Here is an 18253-nt window from a genome sequence, read left to right on the forward strand (position 1 = left end):
TCACCGACCAGCACGACTCCACACAGGACCGACACGCCGACTTCTGAAACGACGTCTAAGTGATCGGGGCACGACTCGCGTAGACACGGACGCGGTACGAGCCATTCGCCAGCGGCGCGATCTCACCTCGTTGGCGATCTCGTCGCTTGCGGGGGGCGGGTGGCATGGCGCGAGAGAGACGGGACGGGTTCGACGGTCTCTCCAAGGATCGAGCGGCGTGGGAGGGCCTCAGCGGTCCATCACGGGCGGGCTATTCCACGACGAGCTCTCGCAGTGCGCGGAAGACGAAGTGCGGGACGTGCTCCGGCTCGCTCACGAGCCGGAGCCCGGGACGAAGGACGGCGAGCTGTTCGAGGGCGATCCGGGTCTCCAACCGAGCGAGTGCCGCGCCCAGGCAGAAGTGCGCGCCGCGACCGAAGGACAGGTGCTGGAGGTCCTCGCGGGTCGGCCGGAGCTCGCCTGCGTCGGGGAACCGGTCCGGGTCGTGACCGGCGGCGGCGAAGTGGAGGAACACCAGGTCCCCGGCCGGGATGGCGACGCCGCCGACGACCGTGTCCCGAGCGACGCGTCGGGGCATGCCGTAGATGGAGGTGTCGAACCGCAGCATCTCCTCCACGAGGTTCCCGACGTCGACGGCCCCGTCGACGAGCGCCTGCCAGCGCTCCGGCCGCCGAAGCAGATGCCAGAGGGTGTTGCCGATGAGGTTGGCGGTGGTCTCGTGCCCGGCACTGATCAGGCCGGGGAACAGCGAGAGCATCTCCATGTCCGAGAGGGGCACCTCGCCGGTCCGGCGGACGTCCCAGACCGCGGTGATCAGGTCGTCTGCGGGCTCACGCTCCCGCCGGGCGATCAGCTCGCCGATGTGGGCGTGGTACTCCAGCGCGGCGTCTGCGCAGCGGAGCTGGTCGTCCAAGGGCATGCCGCGTTCGTCCGCCCCCAGGAGCTCGTTCCACTGCTCGGACAGGTCGTGGCAGCGCTGGATGTCTTCCTGCGGGATGCCGACCAGCCCGGCGATCACCGTCAGGGTCAACGGGTAGGAGAACCGGGAGAGGATGTCGAAGGGCTCGTCCCGGGGCAGGTCCTCGGCGAGGCCGCGGGCCAGCCGGGTCACGTCCTCCTCCATCCGCGCGACGCGGCCCCGGGTGAACGCGGCGTTGACGATCCGGCGCAGCCGGGTGTGATCCGGTCGGTCCATCCCGATCAGGGTGGCCGTCATCGGGACCTTCCCCGCGAGCCGCGCCGTGACCTCGGGGTGGTAGCGCCCGACGATCGCGTTCTCCGAGGAGAAGGTGTCCGGGTCCCGGAGCACCGCGTCGACGTCGGCGTACCGGGTGATCACCCACATCCCGACGGCCGGGCTGAAGAAGACCGGCCCGCGGTCCCGCCGGTTCGCCAGCCAGCTGTAGGGGTCCTCCCGGATCGCCGGTGCGAACGGGTCGTAGTCGGTGTCGAGCGGGTGCCGGGTGCCGTGTCGGGTGTCCGTGGTCATGGTTCTCTCCTTTGAGAACGGCCGGTTCAGCCGGTGGAGCGTTCGACCAGCCGGAACCGTTGGATCTTGCCCACCGCGGTGCGCGGGAGGTCCTCGACGACGTGGATCTCCCGTGGAAGACGAGGTCCGGACAGGTGCTCCGCGCACCACAGCGTCAGGTCGTCGGCCAGGGTCGGCGGCGCGTCGGCGGTCGGGACGACGAAGGCGACGGCGACCTCGTCGCGCACTGGGTCCGGCATGCCGACGACCGCAGCGTCGAGTACGTCGGGGTGCTCGACCAGGGCCGCCTCGATCGCGACGACCGACACGTTCTCCCCCGCGACCTTCAGCAGGTCCCCGCCGCGGCCGACGAACTCGACCTCGCCGTCGTCGGTGAGCCGGCCCAGATCACCCGTGTCCATCCAGGTGAACCCGTCCGGCCCCCTCTCCACGAAGGTCGACGCGGTGGCGGTCGGGTCGTCGCGGTAGGCGCGGAACAGCGAGAGTCCCGGGAACCCGCCGACCTGGATCCGGCCCGTGTCGCCGGGGGCGGGGGGCGCGTCGGCGTCCGGGTCGCGGAGGCGGACGTGACAGCCCGGCGTGGGGGTGCCGATGGTCGTCGGTGTGAGGTTGAGGCGTCGGCTCATGAGGACGGCGGGCGCGGTCTCGGTCATGCCGTAGATCTGGCGCGGGCGGCAGCCGACCAGGGCGGCGAACCGCTCGTACTCGTCGCCGGTGAGGTTCTGGGAGAACCACACGTTCTCCAACGGCCGAGTCAGCGCGACGGGCTCGGCGCGCGCCAGGATCATCCTGATCGGGGCGGCGAACAACGACGCGTGGGTGGCGCGGAGCCGCTCGGCCTGCTGCAGGAACCGCGACGCCGAGAACCCGTCCGCCAGAACGACGGTGGCACCGGCGGAGATCGACGCGGCCACCGAGTAGTACTGCGCGTTCGCGTGGAACAGCGGCAGCACCACGAGGAAGCGCGAACCGGGGCGCAGACCCGCCGCCGCGGCCATGACGTCCCCGGCGAAGGCGTAGTTCGCCTGGGTCACCTCGACCATCTTGGGTGCCGAGGTGGTGCCGGAGGTGAACATCAGCGACAGCGGGACCGTGGGGTCGGCCGGCGCGTGCCCCGGGCCCGCCGAGCCCGCCGCGGCGGGGACTCCGGTGTCCTGCGCCGCCACCGAGACGATGGGCAGCGCCGTTCCGGACGCGCGGTATGCGGCGGCCTGGGTCGGGCCACAGACCGCGATGACGGCGCCCGTCCTGGCGGCCTGCCGGGCCAGCTCGGCCGGTGTGCTGCGTGGATCGCACGGGACCACCGTCCAGCCGCCACGCGCCGCGGCGAGGAGGGTCGCGACGAATGCCGGGTGGTTCGGCAGAACGAGTTGAACCGTGTCGCCCGGTCGCACGCCTTGCGCGCCGAGCGCTCGACGGGTCCCCTCGACGACGGCGTCGAACTCGGCGTAGGTCCACGACGATCCCTCGCCCTCCGAAGGTGCGAACTCGAGGAAGCTCGCCTCCGGCACGGCCGCGACGGCCTGATCCCATCGTCGGGCCAGGGTGGTCCAGTCCGTCAGTCGTTCCACCGACGCAGTATCAGACCGGCTCGACGCCACGACCATGTCGTGGACAGACCAAAGAACGGCACGTTGCTCGTCTACCACAGACCAGCCGATACTGGCGGCGTGACGACCACCCCGCGCGACCTCCCGCTCGAAGTACTGAGCGCGCTCGTCGATCTGGGAGCTGAGCTGCAGGCTGAGGAGGTCGACCTGCCCCGGGTGCTCCGGCTCGCCACGGAGAACGCGGCGCGGCTGCTCGGTACGCACATCGCCTGGCTCTCGCTCTACGACGAGGCGACTCGCTCGATGCGGGTCGCGGTCAGCCACGGGGTGACGACGCCCGGGTTCGCCGAGATGCAGGTCGTGCACGGTGAAGGCCTGGGCGGGGAGGCCCTCGCGACGGGAGGTCCGGTGGTGGTGCCGGACTACGAGACGTGGGCCGCCCCCGGCCTGGTCCGCGACGCGATGCTCAGGGAGGGCGTCGCGTCGGTGGTCTGCGCCCCGCTGCTCCGCGGCGGGGAGGCGATCGGGGTGCTCTACGTCGGGAACCGCACACGGACCGACTTCTCCCCCACCGAGGTCTCCGTGGTCAGCGCGCTGGCGGCGCAGGCGTCGATCGCGATCGGGAACGGCAGGCTCTACCAGGGCCTGCTGGAGAAAACCCGGACCCTGCAGGCGACCTTCGAGATCCACCGGGTGCTCGGTGAGGCCGCGGTGGCCGATCTCGGTCTCGAGCGGGTCCTGTCGACACTCGCGAGTCTCACCGGTCGCCGGCTGGTGCTGGAACAGCACGTGGTGGAGCCCTTCGAGATCGACAGCGACAGCCCTCACGGGAGGGACCCACAGCGCGTCGCGACCGTGCCCGTCAGTCGCGACGGCACCGACCTCGGCACGATCTCGGTGTTCGGCGAGCCATTGGGAGAGCTCGAGGAGAACGCCCTGTCGCACGGGGCGACGGTGCTCGCGTTGGAGCTGATGAAGCACGAGGCGGCCCGGGCCGTGGAGTGGCGACTGCGGGGCGAGCTGCTCGAGCAACTGCTGGAGGCCGAGGACAATCGCTCGCCCGACCTGGTCGCACGCGCCGCGCGGCACGGCATCGACCTGACCCTGGAGTGCACCCTCGTCGTGATCGACGCACCCACACTGGGCCTGCCCGGTCTCCGCGCCCTCGTCAGCCGGGTCCTCGACTCGCCCGCCTCGGGCGTCGAGCGCAAGACGGTCTTGAGTGGGCAGCGGGGCGACCGCGCCGTGGTCGCGCTCGTCGGCGACGGCCACGATCCGGCCCGGTTCGTCGAGGCGCTCCTGGACCGCGCCTCCGGTGAGGTCGTGTGGATCGGGACCAGCGGCGGAAGGCCGACGATCGCCGCGGCGATGCGGGAGGCGAGTGCCTGCTGCCGGTTGGCGCGGCTCGCGGAGACCGACCGCTCACACGTGGTCCACGGGCACACGCTCGGCCCGCTGCAGTTCATGGTCGACATGCAGGATCTGGGCGCGGCGAGCGACTTCGTCGACGAGGTGCTCGGTGCGGTCGCGGCCCACGAGGAGCGCGGTGGGGCGCGACTGCTGACAACGCTGCGCGCGTTCGTCGAGGAGGACGGCAACCACGAGCGCATCGCGGCGCGCTGCCATGTCCACGTCAGCACGGTGAAGTATCGGCTCGGGCGCATCGCCGAGCTGCTCGGCCGTCCCCTGCAGCACTGGGAGACCCGGTTCGAGATCGCCCTCGCGTTCCGCCTCTCCGACCTGGTCCGTGCCATGCCGGAGCGACCCCGTCCCCGCTGATCCGGAGACGGGGCCTGCTCAACGCGCGAGCGTCCCCGCGTCGACGGGGAGCGCCACGCCGGTGACGTAGCGCGCCTCTGCGGACAGCAGCCAGGCCACGGCGTGGGCGACGTCCGACGGATCCAGCCAGGGCACCGGGAGCAGGTGCCGCGCCCGATACACGTCTCGGAGTGCGGCCAGTCCTTCGGGTCCACGCAGGCCGGTCCAGCGCTGCGCGTGGTCCTGGTTGTTGACCATCGGTGTGTCGACGGCCGTGGGATGGACGGTGTTGACCCTGATCGACCGCGGCCCCAGCTCGTGGGCCAACGCCCGCATCAGCCCGACGACAGCGTGCTTGCTCGCGACGTACCCGGCGAACCCGCTCATGCCCTTCGCCCCGGCGATCGAGCTGGTCAGGACGATGCCGCCGCCGTCGGGGCGGAAGTGCGGGAGCGCCGCCCTGACGATGTTCCACGCTCCGGTGACGTTGACGTCGAACGACTCCTGCCAGCCCTCGTCCGACGGCGAGGCGGCCCCGCCCGCGCGGAGCACACCCGCGTTGGCGAACACCCCACCGATCGGCCCCAGCCGCTCGGCGACGGTAGCTGTCGCCGCGGCGAGCGCCGTCGGGTCGCGGAGGTCCGCGGCCACTGCGACGGCCGCACCTCCGCGCTCCCGGACCGCCCGGACCATCGGCTCCGCCCGGGACACCCCGTGGCCGTCCGGGAGGTCGACCGCGGCGACCGGGACGCCACGCGCCGCCAACAGACGGCACGTGGCACTCCCGATCCCGCCGGCCGCGCCCGTGACGACGACGGTGCCGTCCACGGTCACCTGCTAGTACGCGTTCGCGTTCGCGGCACCGGGGAACTCCGGCGTGCCGCCCGCGCGGAACGCCGCGCGCCCGACCTCGGCGTCCGGCAGGGTCGCGCTGAGCGCCTCCACGTACAGCGAGTGCTCGAAGATGCCGATGTTGTGCAGGTACCAGTCGTTGAGCGCCGCCTTCGTGCCCTGGATGGCGAACTGCGGACCCGCCGCGAGCTGCACCGCGATCTCCTCGGCGGTCGGGAGGAGGTCCTCGTGCTGCACACACCGGGCGACCAGTCCCATCTCCGCCGCCTCCCGCCCGGTGATCCGGTCGCACATCAGCAGGTGGTACTTGGCGCGGGCCATGCCGATGGCCAGCGGCCACACGAGCGCGGCGTGGTCTCCGGCGGCCAGGCCGATCTTGAGATGGCCGTCCATCAGGACGGCCTTCTCGCTGGCGATGCTGATGTCGGCGAGCAGCGCGATGGCCAGCCCACCACCGACCGCGAACCCGTTGATCGCCGAGACGATCGGCTTGCGGCACGCGATCATGTTGCGCACCAGGGCCCGCCCGTCTCGCATGTCGGTGGCGAGTGGGCCGTTCCCGGCCTCGAGATCACCACCGGCGCTGAACGCCCGCCCGGCACCGGTGATGAGGGCGACGTTCATGTCGGGGTCCGCGTCGAACTCGCGCCAGATACGGCCCTGCTCGCCGTGCCCGATCTCGCCGGAGGCGTTGAGCTTCTCGGGCCGGTTCATCGTGATCCGCAGGACCCGGTCCTTCCCGGGTTCGACCTGAAGGAAGGTGTAGTCGTCGTAGCTCATCGGTTCCTCACCGTTCCGGGAGCGCGACCGCGCGGGCCGGTCCCTGTCCCTTGTGGCCGACGCGGTTGCGCAGCACACCGATGCCCTCCGCCTCGAGCTCGACCACGCAGCCCTGGGTGAGCCATCGGTCGATCTCCACGCCGCAGCCCTTGCCGATCGTTCCGCTGCCCAGTAGGTCTCCCGGGCGCAGCGTCTGCTCCTGGCTGGTCCACTCGACGAGCTCGGGGAACGAGAACTGCATCGTGCCGATCGTCCCCGCGGACCAGACCTCGCCGTCGATCCGCGCCTCCAGGTGCGCGGTGGCGGGGTCGAACTCGTCCGGGGTGGCGATGCACGGGCCGATCGAGCTGGCGAAGTCCTTGCTGACGCCGGGCCCGTTCCCGATGCTCATCTCCCGTGCCTGGATGTCGCGGGCGCTCCAGTCGTTGTAGAGGGTGTAGCCGACGATGTGCCGCCCGGCGTCGGCGGCGCGGATCCGGCGGCCGGGGGCACCGATCACCGCGCAGATCTCCAGCTCGTAGTCCAGCTTGTCGGTGTAGGCGGGCCACGGCACGGTGTCCTCCGGCCCGTAGATCTCGTCGACGTTGCCCTTGTAGTGCGCCGGGATCGAGAACCACTCCTCGGGCACCTCCTTCAGCACGCCGGCGGCCACCACCCCGCGCATGTGCTCTTCGATGACCAGGTAGTCCCGCAGGCTGTTGGGGCGGGGCAGGGGCGCGACGAGCGGAACGGATCCGAACTCGTGGAGCACCTCGGCTCCGGGGCGCCCGGGCTCGCCGGCCCGGGCGGCCACCTCGACCGCCGCCCGGGTCTCCTCGATGGCCGGGTCGCCACCTGCGATCACCTGCAGCAGGTCCGACGGGTCGTCCGCGACCGGCACCCGGCCGTGGGTGGCGAGGGCGCGCTCCACGTCGACCACCAGGTCACCGTGCAGCACTCCGGCTCGCAGGACCGGCCCTTCCGCCCCGGGCGCGGCGTAGGTCACCAACCTCATCCGCCGGTCCCCCCTGCCGTCGCCGCGACCCGGACCGGCCGCAGGGAGGTATGGAGGCGGGCGGCGAGCGCGTGGAGGCTCGCCGCGTCCTCGGCGGTGCCGAACAGGTAGCGGTCGGGCCGCACCAGCACCGCAGCCGTCCCGAGCTCGGCGAGCCAGGCCCGCAGCCCGTCGGAGTCGGCCTCGACGGTCCGGACGCCGAGCTCGTCGAGCAGCGCGGTCGTCTCCGGGGCCGTGGCGGCCAGGACCGCGGGATCGCCGACGAGGGCGAAGCGGTAGCCGACGACGTCGTCGAGCAGTCGCCCGTCGCCGGCCCTCGGCTGCGGGCTGAGTGTTCCCGGCGCCTCTCCGTCCTGGTCCCGGACCCCGGGGCCGAGCCGGGGTCGCAGGGCCTGTGCCGCGAACACCGGGGGCTCCTCCTCCGGCGCCTCGAGCGTCTCGATCCGGTTCGCCAGTTCGGCGGCGAGCGTGGTGTAGGTCGCCACGTGCGGGCGGCGTTCGGTCTCGTAGGAGTCCAGGAGAGCGTCGTCGGACTCCCCTCGGACGACCCGGCCCAGCTTCCAGGCCAGCGCGGTGGCGTCCCGGATCCCGGAGCACATCCCCTGGCCCAGGTGCGGTGGCATGGTGTGCGCGGAGTCGCCGGCGAGCAGGACGCGACCGACCCGCCACGGGGTCGCCGTGAGCGAGCGCCACTCGTAGACGTCGCAGCGCAGCAGCCGGTACTCGAAGGGCTTGAACCACGGAGCGACGACCTCGTAGGCCTTGTCGGTCCGTTCGAATTCCCGTGGGTCGTCGTCCTCGCGCAGCATCAGCTCGAACCGGAGCCGCGGCTCCGCGATCGGGACGAGCGTGAGCGGGTTCCGGATCGCGCCCTGGATCCAGGAGTCCCGCCCCGGCAGGCGGTCCTTCTCGACGAACGGCACGATGTCGACGATCAACGACCGGTGTGTCGCGTGGTGATCGATCTGCGTGCAGCCCATGAAGCTCCGGACCGTCGAGTTCGCGCCGTCGCAGCCGACGACGTAGCTCGCCTCGATCCGCTCCTCGACCGAGGTGGCGGTCTCCTGCAGGGTGACCAGGACGCCGTCCGGCTCCTCGGCCAGCGCGCGGACCTCCCAGCCGAAGTAGGTCCGTGCGGCGGGGTACTCGTGGGCGTACCCGCGCAGCACCGCCTCGAAGTCCGGCTGGTGGAACATGTAGTCGGACTGCCAGCCCTGCTCGGTGAGCCCGCGGTTCATGTCCATCGCCATGATCACCCGCCATTTGGCGTCGTAGTGGCGGTAGGTCCCGACGAGCGAGAAGGACTTCTCCAGGTGCTCCAGGCCGAGGGTCTGGAAGGCCCGCATCGTCTCGTCGTCGAGATGGGTCGCCCGCGGGCGGGCCATCGGCATCCGCCCGCGGTCGATCACGGCGACGCTCAGTCCCTCGAGCTCGAGCAGCCGCGCGAGCGCGAGGCCGGTGGTGCCGCAGCCGATCACGGCGACGTCGACTCGGTTCGTGTCGGTCATGGTCATCCCTCGTCGTCGAAGGTGGGGGGCCGGACCGCGACGACCCGGGCCCGGGTGCCCTGCTGGTGGGCCGCCTCCATCACGGGGACGGCGGGATCGAGGCTCGTGGCGGTGGTGAGCAGCAGCTCGCCGTCGGCGCCGGGCCAGCAGGCGATCGCGAAGTCGTCGACGTCGATGCGGTCGACGAGCGTGCCGTCGCGGAGCCGGAGGAAGGCGTTGCCGTCCGTGGCCGCGACCCACACCGACCCGTCCGGGAGCCCGCACGCGCCGTCGGGCCGGAAGGGCTTCCCCAGTTCGGCCCAGAGGTCGAACCACGCGCGGCGACCGCTCAAGGCGCCGTCCGCGTCGACGGAGAAGGCCGTGATCCTTCCCGCGAACGTCTCGGCGACGAGCAGGGTCGCGGTGCGGCCGATCAGCGCGAGACCGTTGGGGAACATCAGGTCCTCGGCGGCGACCGACGCGCGTCCCTCGGGGTCGATCCGCAGGAGCCTGCCCGGGAGGTCAGGCGAGTGCACCTCATCGACGTAGACCGTGCCGTCCGGCAGGGCGATCAGGTCACCGAGCTTCCCGGTGACCAGCCCGGTGAGGTCGGCGTGCAGCGCCCACCGCTCGCCGTCGAAGCGGTCGAGCCGGGCGCCGTGCATCCGGGCGGCGACGAGCTCACCGGAGGGCAGAAACCCGGTGCCGTTCACCGCGGTGTCCAGCTCGTGGACCCGCGTGCCCTCCGGTCGGATCTCGATGAGCCTCGATCCCTGGGTGTCCGACACCCAGACCACACCGTCCCGGAACCTCGGCGACTCGGCCCAGCGGAGGTGGTCGGCCAGGACACGACCGTCGGTGGTGGTCATGTGCGCGTGCCCGGCGGCAGCCCCAGCTCGGAGAAGCCCTCCGGCGTCAGGTGCGGGCCCCACAGGCTGACCCACTTGTGCCCGTCGAAGGTCCACTCGCCCGGGGTGTGGGCCTCGTCGTCGTAGATGCGCTCCATGTCGCAGTAGAACTCCTGGACCAAACCGCTCGGCTCCTGGACGTAGGTGGCGATGTTGCGACCCATGCCGTGCCGCAGCGGGCCCCAGAGCACCGTCTCGCCGCGGGCGTCGACGAGGTCGGCGATCGCGGCGACCTCGACGATCGTCGGGTACTCCCAGGCACAGTGGTGGATCTGCCCGGGGCCCGGGAAGACCCCGATGCCGTGGTGGTCGACGTTGCAGCGCAGGAACACGCCCTCCTCGATCCGGTCGGACACCCGGAAGTCGAACAGCTCGACCAGCATCCGCTCCATCCGCCGCGGCTCGGGGACGAAGAAGTTGAAGTGACCCAACCGGGTCGGGCGGAGCGCGGCGGTCGGCGGCGCGGGGGTGGTCTGCACCATCCGGCTGTAGATCTCGAAGACGAACCCGAACTCGTCGGTGAAGGCGAACCCGTCCTCGACGCCGTGGCTCAGGGGTCCGTCCTGCAGGATCTGCAGGCCCGCGGACTCGACGCGCTTGCGGGCCTCGGCGAGGGCGTCGGCGTCCGCGGCGACGAGCCCGACGTGATCGAGCGCGTCCTCGTCCGCGGCGCGGTAGTGCAGGGCGTGGTGTCCCGCTCCGAGGGCGAACCAGGCTTCCTTCCCGCTCTGCTCGCGGGGGTGCAGGCCGAGCATGCCGGTGGCGAAGTCCTGAGCCGCAGGCAGGTCGCGGACCCGCAGCGAGACGTGGCCGATCTCGCGGATGACCGGGGCGCCCATCAGACGGCCTGCAGCGCGTCGTGGGCGGCCGCCACACAGCGGTTGGTCTGCGCACCGAGGCCTTCGATGGTGCAGCTCACCGTCCGGCCCGGCGTCAGGTAGGACGGCGGGTCGGCACAGTGCCCGACCCCGGCGGGGGTCCCCGTCGCGATCAGGTCGCCGGGCATCAGGGTGATGATCGTGCTGATGTAGGAGATGATCTGCGGGACCGAGAAGTGGAGCTCCGCGGTCGAGGAGGCCTGTCGCACCTCGCCGTCGACGGACAGCTCCATGTGCAGCGACCGCGCGTGGTCGACCTCGTCGGGGGTCACCAGGAACGGGCCGACGGGGGTGGACGCCTCGAAGGTCTTGCCCGACAGGAACTGCGACGTGCGCAGCTGCCAGTCCCGCATCGACACGTCGTTCACGATCGTGTATCCGGCGACGTAGGCCTCAGCGTCGGCCTCGCTCACGTTGCGGGCGGGCCTGCCGATGACGACGCCGAGCTCGACCTCCCAGTCGACCTGCCGCGAGGCGGCGGGGATGGCCAAGTCGTCGTTCGCCCCGATCAGGCTGCGGCCGTACTTGGCGAACAGCACCGGGTGTTCCGGCAGGGAGAGGTTCGCCTCGGCGGCGTGACTGCCGTAGTTGAGGCCGACGCAGATCACCTTCTCCGGCATCGGGGTCACCGGTGCGAAGTCGGCATCGGCGAGGTCGAGCCGGGAGCCGTCCTCGCCGGCGGCGCGCTGCGCCCAGTCATCCCCCGAAGCGACCAACTGCCGCACGTCGGCGTAGGGTAGGACCACCAAGTGGTCGCCGTCGACTCTGACCGCGCGAAGTCCGTCGTCCGTGCGGATGGTGGCTACTCGCATAATGTCTCCGTCTCTCAGATCTCGGTGTAGTGCGCGAACCCGACCACCTCGGCGAGGTGGTCGGCGAAGATCGCCCGGTATCGCGGGAAGTCGGGCGAGTCGCGGAAGGTCTCGTGGGCGGCGACACCGGTCCACCGCATGCGAAGCACGAACTCGTCCGGCCGCTCGACGCAGCGCAGCACCCCGGTCTCCAGGCAGCCCTCGGCCTCCGCGACGACCTTCAGCGCCGCGGGCAACGCGTCCGCCATGGCGGCGTCGTGCCCCTCCCGGGCCCGCATGGTCGCCAGTTCCAGCACGCTCATCGTTGTCGTTCCTCTCGGTTCATCGGCCGTGCCAGCCGGATGTCAGCCGCTCGCGCAGCAGGGTGACGGCGGCGTTCCACACGGTGTCGGCCTCACCGCCGTCGAGCTGGTAGGCCCCGCCCGCGGACCCGTCGCCGAGCAGCTCCTTGACCTGCTCGGGTGTGGCGCCCTGGAGCGCGGACGGGGGCACCAGCGGCTTGCTGCCCGCCGGTGTCTCGACGCCCTCGACACGGGAGGCGGGGAAGTTCTCGACCCACGAGGCGTGACCCGCCTCGGCCAGACCGGTGGCCAGTGACCAGATCCGCGGATCGGTGTACCAGCCGTGGAACATCGCTTCGGCGTCCGGGCGACCCGCGTTCCACTCCTGGCCGAACTGCTGGGCGGGTGCGTTGCCGCCGTGCCCGCTCAGCAGCACGATCCGCCGGAACCCCTGGGTGTACAGGGAGTCGAGAACGTCGCCGAGCAGCGCGAGATAGGTCGTCATCCGCAGGCTGATGGTGCCGGGGTAGGCGCTGAAGGTCGGGGTGAGTCCGAAGGGCAGGACCGGCAGAACCGGCACGCCCTCCGGTGCCGCCGCCTCCACCGCGCCCCGCTCGCACAGGATCGCGTCGGTGCCCAGCGAGAGGTGCGCGTGCTGCTCGGTGGAGCCCAGGGGCACCACGACGCGGTCGTCGTCGCGCAGGTAGGTCTCGACCTGGGTCCAGGTCAGGTCCCACAGTCCCGTCACCGGTCGAGCTCCACACCGTGGACGGGGAGCGACTCGATCCCGCGCAGGACGTTGTTGAGGTGGCGCTTCGGCTCGCCGAGGTGGATACGGCGCACGCGGGCGGCGAGGGCGCCGAGCACGGCGTGCGCCTCGAGCCGGGCCAGCGCCTGGCCCGCGCAGCCGTGCGTGCCGTAGCCGAAGGTCAGGTGGTCGACGGGCGCCCGGGTCACGTCGAACCGGTCGGGCTCCGCGTAGTGCCGCTCGTCGCGGTTCCCCGAGCCGTAGAGCAGGAGGACCTGGGAGTCCGCGGGGATCTCCGTCCCCGCGACGCCGACCGCCCGGGTGGTGCGGCGGCCGAACACCTGGACCGGGGCGTCGTAGCGGAGCACCTCGTTGAAGGCGCCGGGCAGCAGCGTCGGATCCGCTCGTACGAGATCCCACTGGTCGGGGTGCTGCGCGAAGAGGTGCACGGCGTTGGCGATCGCGTTGATCGTGGTGTCCATCCCCGCGGTGGCGTACGCGGCGAGGAGCGGGATGCAGGACTCCGGCCCGATCCGCCCTGCCTCTGCCGCGTCGAAGATCGCTCGGCCCATGCTGCCGTCGAGGAGGTCGTCCGCCTTCAGTGTGGCCACCCACTCGAACATCTCCTGGACGATGAGCAGGCCGCCCGCGGTGCGGTCGTTCATCGGGCCGCAGACGTTGAACGTGGCGTCCGCCCAGCGGAGCATGTTCGGCCGGGCGTCGTCGGGCAGACCGATGAGGTCGAAGACCACGGCGAACGGGAACGCCGCGGCCAGGTCGGTCACGGCGTCGAACTCACCCTTCGCCACCACCTCCTCGACCAGCGCCTCGGCCCGAGCGGCGATGTCCGCCTGCAGGCTCCTGACGGCGCGGGGCCCGAGCCGGTCCGCGAGGACCGAACGCAGCACGTCGTGCTCGGGCGGGTCGGCGGCCAGGACGGTGCCGACCAGCATCCCGTTGACCGGCTCGTTGAGCGCGACCGCGGACGAGGAGAAGGTCTGCCAGTCGCCGAGCGCCCCGCGGACGGCGTCGTAGCGGGTCAGTGCCCACGCGTCGAGTTCGGCGAGGTGGACGGCTCCGCCCAGGTCCCGCAGCGTGCGGTAGGTCGGGTACGGATCCTCCAGCACAGGGTCGGCGAACAGGTCGACGTCGGAATGTGGGGTCAAGGTCGGCGTCATCGCCGCACCTCCATAGGTGTGTCGCTGGGTGTGGCTCGAGTGAGGGCGCGAAGTCGGGAGATCGGGATCCGCCGGTTCACTGCCGCCGCGGTCGCGCCACCCCGGCCGTCCGGCCAGGTGAGGAGCAGCCCCTCGGCGGGCGACCCGGCGACCACGGTCGGTCTGCCGCGCACCGGGAGGGCGCCACAGACCCGCAGCGTGATCCCGAACTGTTGGGTCCAGAAGTACGGTGACGGCACTAGCGGCGCTGCGTCGTCCCCGCCCAACAGGGTTGCCGCGGCGGTATGCGCCTGGTCGAGGGCGCTGGTCCACCACGGTGTCCGCCGATGTCCGTGATCGCCGCGGAACGCGGCAACGTCTCCGGCGGCCAGGATGCCCGGAGCTACTCGACACCGGTCGTCGATCCGGACATCGCCGTCGGCGATCAGACCGGTTCCGCCCAGCCATTCGAGGTTGGGCCTGCAACCCACCGCCGAGATCACCAGATCGCCCTCGAACCGGCGACCGTCGGCGAGCTCGACGGCAGGAGTCCCGCTACCTCGTAGCCGCACGCCTGCCGGGTGATGCGCGAGGGTCACGCCGCGGGCGATTGCCGCGTCGGCGACCAGGTCGGACAGGGAGCGCCCCAGCTGGGCCCGCAGCGGCCGCTGCCGGTCGACGACGGTCACAGCGGATCCCGCGGCCGCGCACGTCGAGGCCAGCTCCATCCCGAGGATCCCGGCTCCGACGATCACCACCCGCGGGCGGTCCACCAGGCGGTCCCGGAGGGTGCGAGCGTCGGAGACGTCGCGGAACGTCGACTCCCGGACCCCGGGGTCGGCGGCACCGAGATCCGCCATCGTCCGCGCGCGAGCACCGGTGGTGATCACCAGGTGGTCGAACGGGAGGCGGTCTCCGTCTGCGAGAACGATCTCTCGTCGATCGCCGTCGATCCCGGTCGCGGCGACGCCGACCCGCTGGTCGACCTCGCACGACAGCGCCGGGAGCGCGATGCTCTCCAGGGTGTCCGCACCGGAGAGGAACCCCTTCGACAGGGCGGGCCGGTTGTAGGCGGAGTGCGGCTCGTCCCCGACCAGGGTCAGCTCACCGCCGAAACCGCGGCGCCGCAGCTCGTCCACCACGGTCACGCCGGCGAGCGAGGCACCCACGACGACGACCCGCTCCCGGGCCATCAGTCAGCCCTCAACGCGGCCACTGGACACACCCGCACCGCGGTCTCGGCGGCGGTGCTCGACCGGGCGGGGACGTCCTCGTGGTCGAGGACCAGCTCGCCGTCGTCGTCGAGGTGCATGAGCTCGGGCGCCGTCTCGGCGCAGAGTCCGTAGCCCTCACAGCGGTCCCGGTCGATCGTCAGTCTCACGGCGACTCCTCACAGGCTCGTCTGGGCCGCGGGCACGCGCGTGCTCCGCGGTACCGCACGACAGGCGTCGGACCGGTCGAGCGGCGATGCTCGGCGCGGGACCGGTGGTCGGCCCCGCGGATCGGTGGTGGTGTGGCCTCGGCTGGTCGGTCAGTCCTCGCCGGTGACCGCGGGGTCGGCGAGAAGGAGCTGCCGGAGCAGCATCTGAGTGGTGTAGGCGATGTGGTCGCGCAGGAGTCCGACCCCGCGTTCGACGTCTCGGTTCAACGCGGAGTCGACGAGCCGTTGGTGTTCGACCGCAGGGTCCCGGTCGTGCTCCTCGAGCAGCGGAGCGGCCCAGCGGCGATAGAGCTCGGTCTCCGCCCGCAGGCCGGCGGTGATCTCCACGAGCCTGCGGTTGCCGCAGCCCGAGACCAGAGCCGCATGGAAGGCCTCGTGGGCGAGGAACCACGCGTCACCTCGGCCGCGTGTCGCGATCTCACGCTCCCGCAAGGCGAGCAGGTGATGGGTCGCGACGACCTCGGACTCCCAGGAGTCCCCGCCGTTCACCATGGCCTGTTGGAAGGCGAGCCCCTCGATGTCCACGCGCACGGCCGTGAGATCGGTGAGCTCGTCGGCCGACAGGGCGGCCACCGTGTAGCCGAGGTGCGGCTGCAGCGTGACCAGCCGCTCCGAGGTCAGCTTGGTCAACGCCTCACGAAGGGGCCCGACGCTGGTCTCGTAGGTGGCGCACAGCTCCGGGAACTTCAGGCGCTGACCCGGCTGCAGGCGGGCCATGAAGATGTCTGCACGAAGCTGGTCGTACACCCCTTCGGCCCGGGTCACGGAGCCACCTCGCCTCGCCATAGGAGAAAATCTACCTGACATGAGAAGACGGGCGCAACTTTCAAAAGTTACTGATCGAGGCGACGAACGGCCGGATCGCGTCCGCCAGCATCTCGGGCGTCTCCATCGCGACGTAGTGGCCCACGCCCTCGAGCTGCACCTCCTCCAGCCGTCCTCGGGTCACCTGGCGCATCGTCTGCGCCGTGAAGGCGCCGCCACCTCCGCCCACGGCCAGGACGGGCATCGTGAGCCCGCGGGCGGCGGCCAACGCCACGATCTCCGGGCCCTCGCTGAGCATCGAGCGGTAAAGGCCGGAGGGACCCCGCCAGCCGCCCGGACGGGAGTAGGTACGTACGAACTCGTCGATGTCCACCGTGGTCACCGCGTCGGCATCGGCGGTCATGCCCGGGAACAGCCAGCCCCCCAGGAACTCGTGCTCGCGGCCCGCGAGCAGCATCTCCGGCACACCCGGCGCCGCCAGAACGCCGATGTACCAGGTTCCGCCATGGGTGACGTCGGCCAGCGCCTCCATGCCGAACCCGGGCAGCCCCATCTCGACCGCGGTCAGGCTGCACACCTACTCGGGATGGAGCGCGGCCAGCCGGAAGACCGTCGCGCCAGCGATGTCCTGCCCGACGACATGGACCGCACCGAGGTCCAGCGCATCGATCAGCTGATGGAGATCCTCGGCCGCGACCGCACTACCGGTCTCGCCGGATCCGGTCGCCGAGTCCCCGAACCCGCGCAGGTCCACCGCGACGACCCGGTGGTCCTCGGAGAGCAGCGGAATGAGCTCGTGGAAGGCCCACCACGTCTCCGGAAACCCATGGACCAGCAGGATCAGCGGTCCAGCCCTTCCAGCGGTGACGTAGTGCAGTGAGGTGTCGGCGAGCTCGATCCAGTGGTGAGCGACGCCCGACACGGCTGCTCTGTTCTCGGTAGGCAACATGTCGTGTTCCTCAGCTCGACAGTCTGGGTGTCGAAAAATAGACACCTAGACTGTCGTCTGTCTAGTCCCCTCCCGTAGCCTGCAGCTGTGTTGAGCCCTGGCGCGGACCTCGCTCTGTCCCTTCTCGGCGGCTTTCGCATCCTCGTCGACGCCGCGATCAGCGAACTCGAGAACCGTGGGTTCGCCGACGTCCGACCCGTCCACGACTTCGCAATGCGGGCGATCGCCGCAGGCGGAGACAGTGCCTCCGAGCTGGGACGACGCCTGTCGATCTCCAAGCAGTCCGCGGCGCGCACCATTGCGGTTCTGGAGGAGCGCGGTTACGTGGAGCGCGTGCCGGACCCCGGCGACGCCCGCCGCAAGCGACTTCAGGTGACCGCCCTCGGCAACGAGGTCATGCAGACGGGCGAGAAGATCTTCGAGGGACTCCGCGAGAACTGGGCCCGCACCCTCGGCGAGACGGAGTTCGAACGGTTCGAACGCGACCTGCGGACCCTTGTCGGAGCCCAGCCGGTGCGGTTCGACACGCCGGGGTGGATGGCCCGAGACGGGGAGCCGGGCACACCGAGAAGATCGTCCTGACCGCACGTCGAGCCTCGGTGGCCGATGACGACCGGTCGTCGCGCCCGCTCGAGATGTTGTCGATGGGTCGGCCTGGCGATGGCCTGCGTCGGTCTGGAGTTCGCCGCCGTCGCAGCGGCCCGCGGGTGCCCGGCGACCGTCGTGGAGGCGGCGGGACGGCTGCTGAGCCGGTCCCTGTCCATGCCCACCGCCGCGCACCTCCACCGCGCGCACGAAAATGGGGGCACCGAGATCGTGCTCGGGACCTCTGTGGAACCGGAGCACTCGTCCGGCGACGCAGGGACCGCAGCGCCGTACGTCGATGTCAGCGCCCTGCCCGCGGACGCCTCGGGGCTCGCTCGTCGTGGTCCGCGCGGCCGACTACGAGGAGGCGCTCCGCCTGCCCAGCGGGCACGAGTACGGCAACGGGGTCGCCATCTTCACCCGAGACGGCGACGCCGCCCGCGACTTCGCCGCCCGCGTGGACACCGGCATGGTCGGCGTCAACGTCCCAATCCCCGTCCCCATCGCCTACTACACCTTCGGCGGATGGAAGGCCTCCGGCTTCGGCGATCTCAACCAGCACGGCACAGATGTCTTCCGCTTCTACACGAAGACTGAAACCGTCACCTCTCGGTGGCCCAGCGGCATCAAGGACGAATCCTCGTTCGTCATCCCCACCATGGCCTGAGCCGCGCGACCGGATTGCTGATCGACCGATCCGCTGACATACCGCACCACCCCGACGTCGCCCGACCCGCCCGGCTCCTCGGGCTGGTCGGGCATGCAGCAGGAATGGTGCTGTCGAGCCTGATCTTCGTGCCGCTGGCCACGCTGTCGGAC

The 18253-nt window shown here is 71.4% G+C and carries 19 protein-coding genes and 2 pseudogenes; 4 read left to right on the forward strand and 17 right to left on the reverse strand.

Annotation, left to right across the window (positions count from 1 at the left end; genetic code table 11):
• Nucleotides 1-250: 250 nt before the first annotated feature.
• Both ABD993_RS25615 and ABD993_RS25620 read right to left on the reverse strand, forming a co-directional pair.
• Nucleotides 251-1489 carry a cytochrome P450 gene (locus ABD993_RS25615; RefSeq protein WP_345423623.1) on the reverse strand — a complete coding sequence of 413 codons (1239 nt, stop codon included), beginning with the start codon at nucleotides 1487-1489 and terminating at the stop codon, nucleotides 251-253.
• 26 nt (nucleotides 1490-1515) lie between these two features.
• Nucleotides 1516-3060 carry a class I adenylate-forming enzyme family protein gene (locus tag ABD993_RS25620; RefSeq protein WP_345423626.1) on the reverse strand — a complete coding sequence of 515 codons (1545 nt, stop codon included), beginning with the start codon at nucleotides 3058-3060 and terminating at the stop codon, nucleotides 1516-1518.
• 99 nt (nucleotides 3061-3159) lie between these two features.
• Here ABD993_RS25620 and ABD993_RS25625 point away from each other — a divergent pair, with 99 nt between their 5' ends.
• On the forward strand, nucleotides 3160-4818 hold the full coding sequence (locus tag ABD993_RS25625; protein WP_345423629.1) for a helix-turn-helix domain-containing protein: 1659 nt from the start codon (nucleotides 3160-3162) through the stop codon (nucleotides 4816-4818).
• 18 nt (nucleotides 4819-4836) lie between these two features.
• Here ABD993_RS25625 and ABD993_RS25630 read toward each other — a convergent pair whose 3' ends face one another.
• The 15 genes from ABD993_RS25630 to ABD993_RS25700 form a co-directional block, all read right to left on the reverse strand.
• Nucleotides 4837-5625: an SDR family oxidoreductase gene (locus ABD993_RS25630; protein WP_345423632.1), complete on the reverse strand. Its 789-nt coding sequence runs from the start codon at nucleotides 5623-5625 to the stop codon at nucleotides 4837-4839.
• Between the two features lie 9 nt (nucleotides 5626-5634).
• Nucleotides 5635-6429, reverse strand: coding sequence for an enoyl-CoA hydratase/isomerase family protein (locus tag ABD993_RS25635; RefSeq protein ID WP_345423635.1), 795 nt, complete (start codon nucleotides 6427-6429; stop codon nucleotides 5635-5637).
• 7 nt (nucleotides 6430-6436) lie between these two features.
• Nucleotides 6437-7423, reverse strand: coding sequence for a fumarylacetoacetate hydrolase family protein (locus ABD993_RS25640; RefSeq protein ID WP_345423638.1), 987 nt, complete (start codon nucleotides 7421-7423; stop codon nucleotides 6437-6439).
• Entirely contained in the window at nucleotides 7420-8931 is a 1512-nt protein-coding gene (locus ABD993_RS25645; RefSeq protein ID WP_345423641.1) for a bifunctional 3-(3-hydroxy-phenyl)propionate/3-hydroxycinnamic acid hydroxylase, read from the reverse strand. The genes ABD993_RS25640 and ABD993_RS25645 overlap by 4 nt, the downstream gene beginning before the upstream one ends.
• A 2-nt stretch (nucleotides 8932-8933) precedes the next feature.
• Nucleotides 8934-9779: an SMP-30/gluconolactonase/LRE family protein gene (locus ABD993_RS25650; protein WP_345423644.1), complete on the reverse strand. Its 846-nt coding sequence runs from the start codon at nucleotides 9777-9779 to the stop codon at nucleotides 8934-8936.
• On the reverse strand, nucleotides 9776-10657 hold the full coding sequence (locus tag ABD993_RS25655) for a VOC family protein (protein ID WP_345423647.1): 882 nt from the start codon (nucleotides 10655-10657) through the stop codon (nucleotides 9776-9778). The genes ABD993_RS25650 and ABD993_RS25655 overlap by 4 nt, the downstream gene beginning before the upstream one ends.
• Complete coding sequence (locus tag ABD993_RS25660) at nucleotides 10657-11421, reverse strand: fumarylacetoacetate hydrolase family protein (protein WP_345423650.1); 765 nt, start codon at nucleotides 11419-11421, stop codon at nucleotides 10657-10659. Before ABD993_RS25660 ends, ABD993_RS25655 begins: the two co-directional genes overlap by 1 nt.
• A gap of 101 nt (nucleotides 11422-11522) precedes the next feature.
• A complete protein-coding gene (locus ABD993_RS25665; protein ID WP_345423653.1) occupies nucleotides 11523-11810 on the reverse strand; it encodes a putative quinol monooxygenase in 288 nt (95 codons plus the stop codon).
• A gap of 19 nt (nucleotides 11811-11829) precedes the next feature.
• Nucleotides 11830-12537, reverse strand: a complete 708-nt coding sequence (locus ABD993_RS25670) for a creatininase family protein (RefSeq protein WP_345423656.1) — start codon at nucleotides 12535-12537, stop codon at nucleotides 11830-11832.
• The gene (locus ABD993_RS25675; RefSeq protein ID WP_345423659.1) at nucleotides 12534-13715 is read right to left on the reverse strand and encodes a cytochrome P450; all 1182 of its coding nucleotides are present in this window, start codon (nucleotides 13713-13715) and stop codon (nucleotides 12534-12536) included. The genes ABD993_RS25670 and ABD993_RS25675 overlap by 4 nt, the downstream gene beginning before the upstream one ends.
• The gene (locus tag ABD993_RS25680; RefSeq protein WP_345423662.1) at nucleotides 13712-14887 is read right to left on the reverse strand and encodes an NAD(P)/FAD-dependent oxidoreductase; all 1176 of its coding nucleotides are present in this window, start codon (nucleotides 14885-14887) and stop codon (nucleotides 13712-13714) included. The genes ABD993_RS25675 and ABD993_RS25680 overlap by 4 nt, the downstream gene beginning before the upstream one ends.
• Nucleotides 14887-15075 (reverse strand): ferredoxin, encoded by a 189-nt coding sequence (locus tag ABD993_RS25685; protein WP_345423665.1) that lies wholly within the window; start codon nucleotides 15073-15075, stop codon nucleotides 14887-14889. The genes ABD993_RS25680 and ABD993_RS25685 overlap by 1 nt, the downstream gene beginning before the upstream one ends.
• A gap of 150 nt (nucleotides 15076-15225) precedes the next feature.
• Nucleotides 15226-15900: a GntR family transcriptional regulator gene (locus ABD993_RS25690; RefSeq protein WP_345423668.1), complete on the reverse strand. Its 675-nt coding sequence runs from the start codon at nucleotides 15898-15900 to the stop codon at nucleotides 15226-15228.
• A 61-nt stretch (nucleotides 15901-15961) separates the two neighbouring features.
• Nucleotides 15962-16477, reverse strand: coding sequence for an alpha/beta fold hydrolase (locus ABD993_RS25695; RefSeq protein WP_345423671.1), 516 nt, complete (start codon nucleotides 16475-16477; stop codon nucleotides 15962-15964).
• On the reverse strand, nucleotides 16478-16849 hold the full coding sequence (locus ABD993_RS25700) for an alpha/beta fold hydrolase (RefSeq protein WP_345423674.1): 372 nt from the start codon (nucleotides 16847-16849) through the stop codon (nucleotides 16478-16480). It lies immediately after the preceding gene.
• Between the two features lie 87 nt (nucleotides 16850-16936).
• Here ABD993_RS25700 and ABD993_RS25705 point away from each other — a divergent pair, with 87 nt between their 5' ends.
• The 3 genes and pseudogenes from ABD993_RS25705 to ABD993_RS25710 form a co-directional block, all read left to right on the forward strand.
• On the forward strand, nucleotides 16937-17431 hold the full coding sequence (locus ABD993_RS25705; RefSeq protein WP_345423677.1) for a MarR family winged helix-turn-helix transcriptional regulator: 495 nt from the start codon (nucleotides 16937-16939) through the stop codon (nucleotides 17429-17431).
• 78 nt (nucleotides 17432-17509) lie between these two features.
• Nucleotides 17510-17695: pseudogene (locus ABD993_RS36890) on the forward strand (FAD-dependent oxidoreductase); the annotation flags it as partial.
• Nucleotides 17696-17768: 73 nt separating this feature from the next.
• Nucleotides 17769-18101, forward strand: a pseudogene (locus tag ABD993_RS25710) (aldehyde dehydrogenase family protein); the annotation flags it as partial.
• Nucleotides 18102-18253: the final 152 nt, after the last annotated feature.

Origin of the sequence: Pseudonocardia xishanensis, from assembly GCF_039541715.1 — a bacterium.
GTDB lineage: Bacteria > Actinomycetota > Actinomycetes > Mycobacteriales > Pseudonocardiaceae > Pseudonocardia > Pseudonocardia xishanensis.

Bases quoted from the DNA above. Each gene is read 5' to 3' on its own strand.
- ABD993_RS25615 (WP_345423623.1), bottom strand. From the start codon at position 1,489: ATGACCACGGACACCCGACACGGCACCCGGCACCCGCTCGACACCGAC.
- ABD993_RS25635 (WP_345423635.1), bottom strand. From the start codon at position 6,429: ATGAGCTACGACGACTACACCTTCCTTCAGGTCGAACCCGGGAAGGAC.
- ABD993_RS25640 (WP_345423638.1), bottom strand. From the start codon at position 7,423: ATGAGGTTGGTGACCTACGCCGCGCCCGGGGCGGAAGGGCCGGTCCTG.
- ABD993_RS25645 (WP_345423641.1), bottom strand. From the start codon at position 8,931: ATGACCGACACGAACCGAGTCGACGTCGCCGTGATCGGCTGCGGCACC.
- ABD993_RS25650 (WP_345423644.1), bottom strand. From the start codon at position 9,779: ATGACCACCACCGACGGTCGTGTCCTGGCCGACCACCTCCGCTGGGCC.
- ABD993_RS25655 (WP_345423647.1), bottom strand. From the start codon at position 10,657: ATGGGCGCCCCGGTCATCCGCGAGATCGGCCACGTCTCGCTGCGGGTC.
- ABD993_RS25665 (WP_345423653.1), bottom strand. From the start codon at position 11,810: ATGAGCGTGCTGGAACTGGCGACCATGCGGGCCCGGGAGGGGCACGAC.
- ABD993_RS25675 (WP_345423659.1), bottom strand. From the start codon at position 13,715: ATGACGCCGACCTTGACCCCACATTCCGACGTCGACCTGTTCGCCGAC.
- ABD993_RS25680 (WP_345423662.1), bottom strand. From the start codon at position 14,887: ATGGCCCGGGAGCGGGTCGTCGTCGTGGGTGCCTCGCTCGCCGGCGTG.
- ABD993_RS25700 (WP_345423674.1), bottom strand. From the start codon at position 16,849: ATGTTGCCTACCGAGAACAGAGCAGCCGTGTCGGGCGTCGCTCACCAC.